10 protein-coding genes are annotated in these 9,858 nt (G+C 46.2%); 5 read left to right on the forward strand and 5 right to left on the reverse strand.

Annotation, left to right across the window (positions count from 1 at the left end):
- Window positions 1–350: 350 nt before the first annotated feature.
- On the reverse strand, window positions 351–1,202 hold the full coding sequence (locus tag MC7420_RS29725) for a cyanophycinase (protein WP_044210562.1): 852 nt from the start codon (window positions 1,200–1,202) through the stop codon (window positions 351–353).
- A 135-nt stretch (window positions 1,203–1,337) separates the two neighbouring features.
- On the reverse strand, window positions 1,338–1,490 hold the full coding sequence (locus tag MC7420_RS40675) for a hypothetical protein (protein ID WP_157453382.1): 153 nt from the start codon (window positions 1,488–1,490) through the stop codon (window positions 1,338–1,340).
- Between the two features lie 76 nt (window positions 1,491–1,566).
- On the opposite strand from MC7420_RS40675, the gene trmD reads away from it, so the two are divergent.
- Window positions 1,567–2,304, forward strand: a complete 738-nt coding sequence (trmD, locus tag MC7420_RS29730; RefSeq protein WP_044210564.1) for a tRNA (guanosine(37)-N1)-methyltransferase TrmD — start codon at window positions 1,567–1,569, stop codon at window positions 2,302–2,304.
- 426 nt (window positions 2,305–2,730) lie between these two features.
- Window positions 2,731–3,963: a hypothetical protein gene (locus tag MC7420_RS29735; protein WP_006105359.1), complete on the forward strand. Its 1,233-nt coding sequence runs from the start codon at window positions 2,731–2,733 to the stop codon at window positions 3,961–3,963.
- 11 nt (window positions 3,964–3,974) lie between these two features.
- On the opposite strand, the gene MC7420_RS29740 is transcribed toward MC7420_RS29735, so the two are convergent.
- Together MC7420_RS29740 and MC7420_RS29745 are read right to left on the reverse strand one after the other, a co-directional pair.
- Window positions 3,975–4,391 carry an ExbD/TolR family protein gene (locus MC7420_RS29740; RefSeq protein WP_044210508.1) on the reverse strand — a complete coding sequence of 139 codons (417 nt, stop codon included), beginning with the start codon at window positions 4,389–4,391 and terminating at the stop codon, window positions 3,975–3,977.
- Between the two features lie 274 nt (window positions 4,392–4,665).
- Complete coding sequence (locus tag MC7420_RS29745) at window positions 4,666–4,941, reverse strand: hypothetical protein (RefSeq protein WP_006105234.1); 276 nt, start codon at window positions 4,939–4,941, stop codon at window positions 4,666–4,668.
- Window positions 4,942–5,242: 301 nt separating this feature from the next.
- Here MC7420_RS29745 and MC7420_RS29750 point away from each other — a divergent pair, with 301 nt between their 5' ends.
- The 3 genes from MC7420_RS29750 (at window position 5,243) to MC7420_RS40680 (ending at window position 9,083) form a co-directional block, all read left to right on the forward strand.
- Window positions 5,243–6,607 (forward strand): NAD-dependent succinate-semialdehyde dehydrogenase, encoded by a 1,365-nt coding sequence (locus MC7420_RS29750; RefSeq protein ID WP_006105219.1) that lies wholly within the window; start codon window positions 5,243–5,245, stop codon window positions 6,605–6,607.
- Between the two features lie 236 nt (window positions 6,608–6,843).
- Entirely contained in the window at window positions 6,844–8,490 is a 1,647-nt protein-coding gene (locus MC7420_RS29755; protein ID WP_006105308.1) for an acetolactate synthase large subunit, read from the forward strand.
- 392 nt (window positions 8,491–8,882) lie between these two features.
- Entirely contained in the window at window positions 8,883–9,083 is a 201-nt protein-coding gene (locus MC7420_RS40680; RefSeq protein WP_006105249.1) for a hypothetical protein, read from the forward strand.
- Window positions 9,084–9,102: 19 nt separating this feature from the next.
- On the opposite strand, the gene MC7420_RS29765 is transcribed toward MC7420_RS40680, so the two are convergent.
- Window positions 9,103–9,858, reverse strand: a 756-nt coding sequence (locus MC7420_RS29765; protein WP_157453385.1) for an IS1634 family transposase, incomplete at its 5' end; no start/stop codon positions are given.

The following is a 9,858-nucleotide window of genomic DNA, read 5'->3' on the forward strand; positions in this document are numbered from 1 at the left end:
AATTTCTGTAACATTACGTGACATCCTCCTACCCTGGATCTCCAGATTAGAGCGTAGACTTCTCAAGTATCGCGACTTACTTTGTCTCAACATTTTTGCCCGTTCTCAAAAGTCCTCCACGTAATCGGGGGAGTCGTCTACTCTTGCCCTGATTGGATTCACTCGTTTTGAGTGGATGGGACATCTTATCTAGTTTCCGACTGTTCAAAGCCATCAAACTGTTCATTATGAACATTTTTCTGGAAGGATTTTTGAGTTTTAACCCAACGCGCTTGCTCAAGGGAACCTGGTTTTGAGTTTAGCCGCTAAAATCTCCCCCAGATCCCCCCGCTCAAAAATGCCGTTCTGCATTAGGCGTTGACTGGCATTAATGCTCGTTTATAGACATGATAGCGATCGCCATGACATAAAACATGGACTCGGAGGTTATGTAGACCAATGGGATCGGTGCTGCCAATATCCACTTGATTGGTGTGAGACAGTTCTCCGGGATCAATAATCGTCACCGTACCTTTGCCCATAACCTGTAACCAACCATCTCGCTCAAAGATGATACAAGTATCTTCATCGATGCCGATCCCCAAGCGATCTGGGTGCATGGCGATCGCACTCATCAAGCGGGCGATGCGATTTCGATTCAGAAAATGCTGATCGACAATAACTTCAGGAATAATCCCCAACCCTGTTGCCATATCGACTAAGGAGCGATTCGGGGACTCACCACTCCCACCGCCTGCGATCATGTGATGACCCATCACCGCCGCACCTGCACTGGTTCCCGCTAAGGTAATCTCCCCTAAATGTGCCCGTTGGCGGACTTTTTCCATTAACGGGGTATCCGAGAGCAAACCGCACAAACGCAGTTGATCTCCACCGGTCATGAATACACCCGTACAGGTTTCCACATACTCTTGTAGCTCAGCATCCGAACCTTGAGCGCGATCGCGCACATCCAGGACTTTAATTTCCTTTGCCCCCATATCCTCAAAAATCCGCTGATAGCGATCGCCAATAATCGCGGGTTCTCGCGACGCCGATGGAATAATCGCAATTCGCGCCTCACCTGCACCCGATCGACGAAAAAAGGTTTGCAGGATCTCCCGTCCATGAACTTTATCTTCCGCACCACCAATAACAATGATTGCGGTTTTTGTCGATTGAGGCATTGTCGTCGCTTGGAATTGAGAGTCTAACTGCAGCATACTGTCGATGTCGAGTTCGGGCATAAGGTGAGTTCAATACTTGAGTATCGCGCTTGGCTAGAACTGTCACTTTATTACGATTTTGACTCTAGCTCAACTACTGGTTTAGGCTGTCCTGGGTAAGCTTCTCCACAACTAAACACCATCGCGCTTGGCTTTGATCAGATGCACTCTACAGCCGCCTCGATACGGTGAATCGATGGAAATGGTCACTTGTTTAGCTGCCAAAGAAGGCTCACTCACGACACTGAGCCGTTCAGAGGAAATCGGCTGTTTCCCCATCATCATGGCAAATTATACCAATAATTACCTATACTATGAGTTACTATTGACCCTTTTTTGTCTAAACAGCGACCCAATTCTTGTGCGTTTTGATGTTGTCACCCTGTTTCCGGATTTCTTTACCTCTCCCCTGGCGTCAGGACTGCTGGGTAAGGCATTGACCAAACAAATCGCCCAGGTGCATTTAGTCAATCCTCGTGATTTTGCCACCGATAAACACCGACGGGTGGATGATGAACCTTATGGGGGTGGGGTGGGGATGCTAATGAAACCCGAACCAATTTTTGCGGCGGTGGAGTCGTTACCTAGATTACCTCGGCGAGAAGTGATTCTGATGACGCCTCAAGGACAACCGATGAACCAGCCCCTGTTGGTTGAGTTGGCGACGGGTTATGACCAGATTGTGATTATCTGTGGACATTATGAAGGTGTCGATGAACGAGTCTTACATTTAGTGACGCGAGAGGTATCGTTAGGGGATTTTGTCTTAACCTGCGGTGAAATTCCCGCACTCGCCCTAATTAATGGGGTGGTGAGATTACGTCCTGGAACCGTGGGGAAAGTAGAATCCCTTAAATTAGAGAGTTTTGAAGCCGGATTATTAGACTATCCGCAGTGGACACGCCCTGCTGAATTTCGCGGTTGGCACGTCCCAGATGTTTTATTATCGGGCAATCATCAGGCGATTGACCAGTGGCGCAAAGACCAACAGATTCAGAGAACCCGGGAACGTCGCCCTGATTTATACGACAAATGGGTTAAGCCGGCTGAAAATCCGCCGAGTCCGAGTAATGAAAGGGATAGAGACACAAGCCTGTAGGGGCGGGTTTTACTTCTCAACATTTCCCCCTCATCCCCTAACCCCAACTCCGGACTCCCCTCGTTCCCCCCTACCCCCCTCGTTCCCCCCTACCCCCCTCGTTCCCCCCTACAAGAGGGGGGAGGACAGAGGATGCTTCGCTTTTTTGGCAGGGGGGAGGACAGAGGATGCTTCGCTTTTGTTGCACGGGAGAAGGGGGATCGGATGCTCTTGCTCCCCTCTCCCCGGCGTGGGAGAGGGGCTGGGGGTGAGGGGTTGAGCTTAAGTTGACACGGATGGACACTGCCGTACCCCTACAGATAGCTGTAAAACCTGTCCCTACCCATCCAATTATTGACAGACGAGTTTTGCCGCATCTCTACTGTCGAATGTGTCAAAATGAAACTCAATTGGGATTAAATCCTTGCTGCTTTTAACTAGGCTTGTATGAAATCGCCTGAGTTGCTGAAAAACTTACCGACTTCTGTACAGAAGGTGTGGCGACCTATGCTGCTGGTTTCTTTGGTGTTGCATGGTATTGTGCTAATGCTACCGATTTCCTATGATCTGAAAAAATCTGAGAACCCTGAAAAAGAGGAAACGGTTAAAATTACTAAATTACCTTCTCCTTCCATTCCTAAATCCTCTCCCTCCCCGAAATCGACTTCTACAGTCACTCCTCAAAGGAGTCCAGTCACTTTTGCCCAAACTCCTCAGAGGCGTCAGACTAATTCTCAAATCATTATCAATCGTCCGGAATCTCCGGCAAATCCGTCTTCTAATCAGCCAATTAACCAACCGTCTGTTAGTCCTAAAGTGTCTCAGACAAAAAAGCAGCAAACTTCTGAAACATCAAATGTTGTTCAGACCGATCAGAACAAAACTTCAGATACATTAGACGAGTCTGAGCAAAACTCTACCCCACCCCAACCCGCCCAAAAAGAGGTTAATTTTTTCGCAATATTCCCTCGTTATCCAGGGGCAGAGAAAGGCTCTGGTGGTGTACTTAGACCAGAGTTTGATGAAGCAACTTATATATGGCATATAGAAGAAAACTTAGAAACAGTAGCGTCTAAGTTTGAGAAGGAACTATTGCCTAATCAAAACTTTCAGCAACCCAAACCTCTAAAAAATGAGGGTAATTTTAGAGTTTATGAAGTGTCAAATACGAAAGGCAATGAAACTAAGTATTTGCATTTAATTTCCAAAGGCAGTAAGACTTCTATTTATCTAGAATCCGAAAGTTATGATCTAAAAGAATTAGTGGAAAATAAAACAGAGGATAGAGCTGAATTTTTAGTTATGGCATCTTTAAGCGGTGCTATTGAGATTCTAAAATTACAACATAAATTAAAAGATTTTAATGTAGAAGATGACTTAGATACGCTTATTGAAGCCGATAAGTTTAAGAGGGCAATTTTTGATTTTAAAATAGCACGAAAAACAACAGCAGATCATCCGATATCCCCCCAAGAACTTGCTAATAGCTTGAATAATGAACTGCAAGATTTAGAATTTGAGCCGTTATCGATAACAGGAGATGGCGAGTATGGCGGAGGAACTCTTTACAAAATAAAGAAGGATAGATTTGAACGTTATCTGATTTTGACACCTGCCAAAGATGACACAGGAAATCAAATAACAGTCATTATTTTAGCTAAAGATGATCCTCGTCAGTAAAAGCAGGATTCTCAATTGCTCTCAATAGCCAAAGAAACGCGATCGCCTCCCACATCCCGCATTTGAGCCAATACCTGAATCACTTGCTCGTAGGGCAATTGACTATCGGCTTGCAAGAAAACAGCCCCTTGAGGATTTTGAGATAAATAGGTTTGTATTTGCTCAAACAATTGCTCTTGGCTGACCGATTGATTACCGATTACTAATTGTCCGCGTGAGTTCAATTGTATAATTAAAGGAGTAGGCTTTTCCGGCTGCTGAGTTTGAGTTGTTTCAGTATTAGGGAGTTGAACATTGACGCCTTCTTGAGTGGTTAACAGCATGGAATTCATTACAAAAAATGCTAGAACTCCCATGATCACATTGAGCATAGGGATTAATTGAATCGATGGTATTGATGATTGGGTTCGCTGGGTTCTAAAACGCATGATTTAACAATTTAAATAAACATAATTATGTGACAGATAATTGAGACTAGGGCGACCAGTTGCAGTCTAACGTAGAATCTGTCATGCTGAGCAGAACGCAGTGAAACGGAGTGACGCGAAGCATCTATCCAGATTCTTCGCTTCGCTCAGAATGACATGATAGAACGCAACTCGGTATCAGAAGGAAAACGAGTCGGAGGTAATTGCAGAGTTTTCACCAATGCCTCATGATGCCTCCGACAAAAATCTTAAGCGGGCACGATAACCTAAACAATCACTCAGGGTTCCCATAATGCCGTTCTTCCACTACTGGCGTTCCTTGATTATTCAGGGGTTTCTGTAATTCGGCTAATCCAGAACCCTTAAAAAACTGTGTTAAAAACCGACCGATAAAATCGGGGGGACAGCGATAGAATAATCGTTTGTGTTGTTCCAGTGCTGTTTTCGTCGCCGCGTTTAAGGCTTTGTCTAAATCTTGAGGATTGAGTTTGCTGCGAACTCCGGTGAGTAAGTTTCGGCAATCTTTAAGGTGGCAAATTCGCCTAACCATCCACCAAGCATGATTGATACAGGTTCCATCTCTAATTTGAGCAATCGCCTTTCATTGTTATTATTGCTTACTTGATTAGGGGCAGACAGCCAACAGAACAGGGAATGGTACTGACTTAATCTGGCTTTGTAGTCGGCACGAAGCGTGCCAGAAGCGCTTTAGCGCTTACGACAAACCTGCCTCCCCATGCTAAAATGTAAAGCAATGTAAATGTATTGTCTTTTACCAGACACTATCGCAGTAGACTTGAGAATGAAACTGCTAACTCCATCTTAAGTAATGGAGTCGAACGAGGAAGGCTATGGGGATCGCCACAATTAACCCAGCAACGGGAGAAACGCTCAAAACCTTTGAGCCACTAGATCATGAGTCGATAGAAGCCAAACTCACCCTGGGAAAACAGGTGTTTGAGTCGTACCGGAAAACGCCAATGGCGCAACGGGCGAACTGGCTGAATGCGGCGGCGGAGATTCTGGAACGGGATAAGGTCAAGTTTGGTAAGCTGATGACCTTGGAAATGGGCAAACCGATTAAAAGCGCGATCGCGGAGGTGCAGAAATGTGCCTGGGTTTGCCGTTACTACGCTGAAAACGCGGCGACGTTTTTGGCAGATCATCATATTGACACGGATGCCAGCCAGAGTTTTGTCCGCTATCAGCCCTTAGGGATTATTCTAGCGGTAATGCCGTGGAATTTTCCGTTCTGGCAAGTGTTTCGGTTTGCTGCACCTGCGTTAATGGCGGGGAATGTCGGTATCCTGAAACACGCCTCGAATGTGCCGCAATGTGCTTTGGCAATTGAGGACATTATAAAGGAAGCAGGGTTTCCGGAAGGGGCATTCCAAACTCTATTAATTGGGGCTTCTCAAGTCGAAGCCATTGTCAGTGACTCCCGGATTAAAGCCGCTACCTTAACCGGAAGTGAACCCGCAGGTGCATCATTAGCCGCTACTGCTGGGAAACACTTGAAGAAAACTGTGCTGGAACTCGGTGGAAGTGATCCATTTATTGTCCTAGAAAGCGCCGACTTAGACGCCGCCGTTACCACCGCCGTTACCGCCCGGATGCTGAATAATGGTCAATCCTGCATCGCCGCTAAACGCTTCATTTTAGCCGATGCGATCGCGGATGAGTTTGAAAAACGTTTGGTTGAAAAATTTAAAGCCTTGAATGTGGGTGATCCAATGGAGGAAACCACTAATATCGGACCATTGGCAACACCCAGCATCCTGCAAGAATTAGATCAACTGGTACAAGATTGTATAGCACAGGGAGCCAAAGTTCTAATTGGGGGTAAACCCTTAGATCGTCCCGGTCATTTTTACCCCCCCACCATCTTGGCGGACTTCCCCCCAGGAACCCCCGCCGACAACGAAGAATTTTTTGGCCCCGTGGCGTTATTGTTTAGAATTCCTGACATTAACGCGGCAATTGCTAAAGCCAATGCGATACCGTTTGGTTTAGGGGCGAGTGCGTGGACAACGGACGAAACCCAAGCCCAACGGCTCATTGACGAGATTGAAGCTGGGGCTGTCTTTATCAATGGATTAGTTAAATCTGATCCCCGCCTACCCTTTGGCGGAATTAAGCGCTCCGGCTATGGACGGGAATTAGGGATACAAGGAATTCACGAATTTGTCAACATTAAAACCGTTTGGGTGAAATAGTTAAGAACTATGGACGGAAGAGTACAGTAGAGGCTATTGTTAAAAAAACCGAATTTTAACAATAGGATTTTGATCCTTAGCTTTGAATTTTTACCGGGGATAGCTAACAGCCAGTCCTAGCTGTAGCCCCCCTCCGACTTGTCCTGCTGAAATTTCAGTAGGCACGAATTGCGACGAAATAGGACATCGCGCCAACCATCAAACGATAACCAAAACAGATTGAGGGGAAAATTGAGATGGGCGAAATGAATACAGCCGACATGCTAGTCAGATGCCTGGAAAATGAAGGCGTCGAATACGTGTTTGGATTGCCTGGGGAAGAAAACTTGCATGTGCTAGAAGCACTCAAGCACTCCTCCATTCAATTCATTACCACCCGCCATGAACAAGGGGCAGCCTTTATGGCGGATTTGTATGGACGTTTAACCGGAAAGGCGGGCATCTGCCTTTCCACCTTAGGACCAGGGGCAACCAACTTAATGACTGGGGTAGCTGACGCTAACCTAGATGGTGCGCCAGTGGTAGCGATTACGGGACAGGTGGGAACCGATCGCATGCATATCGAATCCCACCAATACTTAGACTTGGTGGCAATGTTCGCCCCCGTAACCAAGTGGAACACGCAAATTGTCCGTCCGAGTAATACCTCGGAAATTGTCCGTAAAGCCTTCAAACTGGCGCAGAGTGAGAAACCGGGTGCAGTTCACATTGATCTGCCGGAAAATATCGCCGCCATGCCCGTTTTTGGGGAACCCCTGACGAAAGATGAACGGGAAAAAACCTATGCCTCATTCCGGAGTATCGGCAAAGCGGCGGTTGCCATCTCCAAGGCAAAAAATCCCTTAATTTTAGTCGGGAATGGGGCAATTCGCGCCCATGCGGCAGAAGCCTTGACAGAATTTGCCACCCGGATGAATATTCCAGTGATCAATACGTTTATGGGCAAAGGGGTGATTCCCTATACCCATCCCCTAGCGCTATGGACAATGGGATTACAACAGCGTGATCACGTTAGCTGTGCCTTTGATGAAACGGACTTAGTGATTGCGGTGGGTTACGATTTAATCGAATATTCACCGAAGAAATGGAATCCAGAGGGCAAGATTCCGATTATTCACATTGGTGCTAGCCATGCTGAAATTGACAGTAGCTTTATTCCGTTGGTGGAAGTGGTTGGCGATATTTCGGATTCGCTGAATGAAATTATGAAACAAGCGGATCGCGAAGGTAAGGCGACGCCCCATGCGGTGGAATTACGTTCCGATATCCGGGCGGATTATGAACAGTATGCCAATGATGAGGGGTTTCCGATTAAGCCGCAAAAACTCATCTATGACTTACGTCAGGTGATGGGACCTGAAGATATTGTTATCTCCGATGTCGGTGCCCATAAAATGTGGATGGCACGCCATTACCACTGCGATCGCCCTAACACTTGTATTATCTCCAATGGCTTTGCTGCTATGGGGATTGCCATGCCCGGTGCGATCGCGGCAAAATTAGTCCATCCTGATCGGAATGTTGTCGCGGTGACAGGTGATGGCGGTTTTATGATGAATTGCCAGGAACTGGAAACCGCCCTGCGAGTTGGTACCAATTTTGTCACCTTGATTTTCAATGATGGTGGTTATGGCTTGATTGAGTGGAAACAACACAATCAATTTGGCGACTCAGCATTTATTAAATTTGGCAATCCCGATTTTGTCAAGTTTGCCGAAAGTATGGGGTTAAAGGGCTATCGGGTGAATTCAGTGGCGGAGTTTATTCCCACCCTGAAAGAAGCCTTAAGCCAAGATGTGCCGACTGTCATTGATTGCCCTGTAGACTATGGCGAAAATCTCCGCTTTAGTCAAAAAGCTGGGGATTTGAGTTGTAAGATGTAGGTCATAAAACTGGCGTTTTTTTGACAATAGTGGTGTTAACTGTAGGGGCGATTCATGAATTGCCCCTACTTTTACAGTGCAAAGCGCTGTAATAAAGTACAGTAGATCAAAGTTCCCCTTCAGATCCCCCTTCCGTCCCCCTTTTAGATCCCCCTCCCGTCCCCCTTTTAGATCCCCCTTCCGTCCCCCTATTTGATCCCCCTCCCGTCCCCCTTAAAAAGGGGGAAGCCAGCGGATGCTTCGCTTTTTGTTCCATGGGGGAAACCAGATGTTGCTTCGCTTTTTGTTCCATGGGGGAAGCCAGAGGATGCTTCGCTTTTTTTGCTTATGGGATTTAGGGGGATCGACAATGTACCGCATAGCAGAGCAAACTGCTGTATATATAGCAGGGAATGGGTAGCGAGCAAGATGCTCAATGTAGTGAGCAAGATGCTCAATGTAGTGAGCAAGATGCTCAATGTAGTGAGCAAGATGCTCAATGTAGTGAGCAAGATGCTCACACTACGACAAGGATTTTGCAATTCTTGACATTATGGTTTAAACTGAAGTTCCCCTTTGACAAATCGCTACACTGTATGCCTATCTTGGCTTAGGGCGATTTCACTTTCGGCTTCACTGGGTACAAATCAGGCTGACGCCCAACAAATCTAAAGCCTTTCTTTGTACCGGAGTCGGTTCGGTTACCTTGTCAAAGTCGAAATTTACACCTGGAATATTAGACTGAATTCGATTGTTAACAATCGTGCCTAAATCAGCCAACAGGGTTTGAAAGCTATGCACGGGTAAGTTATCAGCTGTCCGCTTCTTTTGGGCTTTAGAAGAAGCCGAATCGCTCCGAACTGAGTGGGTGACTATTCCTTCACGTAATCTAAGAGCATTTTCCCAATCATCTTCATCGAAAAGAATCGGGGCTAAACATCGACGCATATGCCATTCTACATAGTACGCCAACATACATAAGAATACATGAGCTTTCACTCTATCGCTGTTACGATGATAGATGGGACGCACTTTTAAGTCAATGGTTTTATAGCTGCGGAAGGCTTGCTCTACTTTCGATAAACTCTTATAGGCTTTTACAGTATCTTCGGCATTCAGTGTTTCTTCGGGTACGGAACTTCTCACCACATATAAACCATCCAATGTCGCTTCTTCCTCGATACTTTCTCGGTTTCTTTGGTAAGAGAAGCTATCAGGAGTTATCTGGATATTGAAGTGTTTAGCCACACTATACTTGTTGATGACTTCACCGACTTTCAGTCCAATTTCAGCTTCACCCCTTAGGGGACATCTTTGCCGCGATGTGGCGCTGACTATTTTATCTAATTTCTGCTCAGTGGCTTGCAATAACTCTTCGCGATTTCTCTT

This window comes from Coleofasciculus chthonoplastes PCC 7420 (genome assembly GCF_000155555.1).
Taxonomy (GTDB): domain Bacteria; phylum Cyanobacteriota; class Cyanobacteriia; order Cyanobacteriales; family Coleofasciculaceae; genus Coleofasciculus; species Coleofasciculus chthonoplastes_A.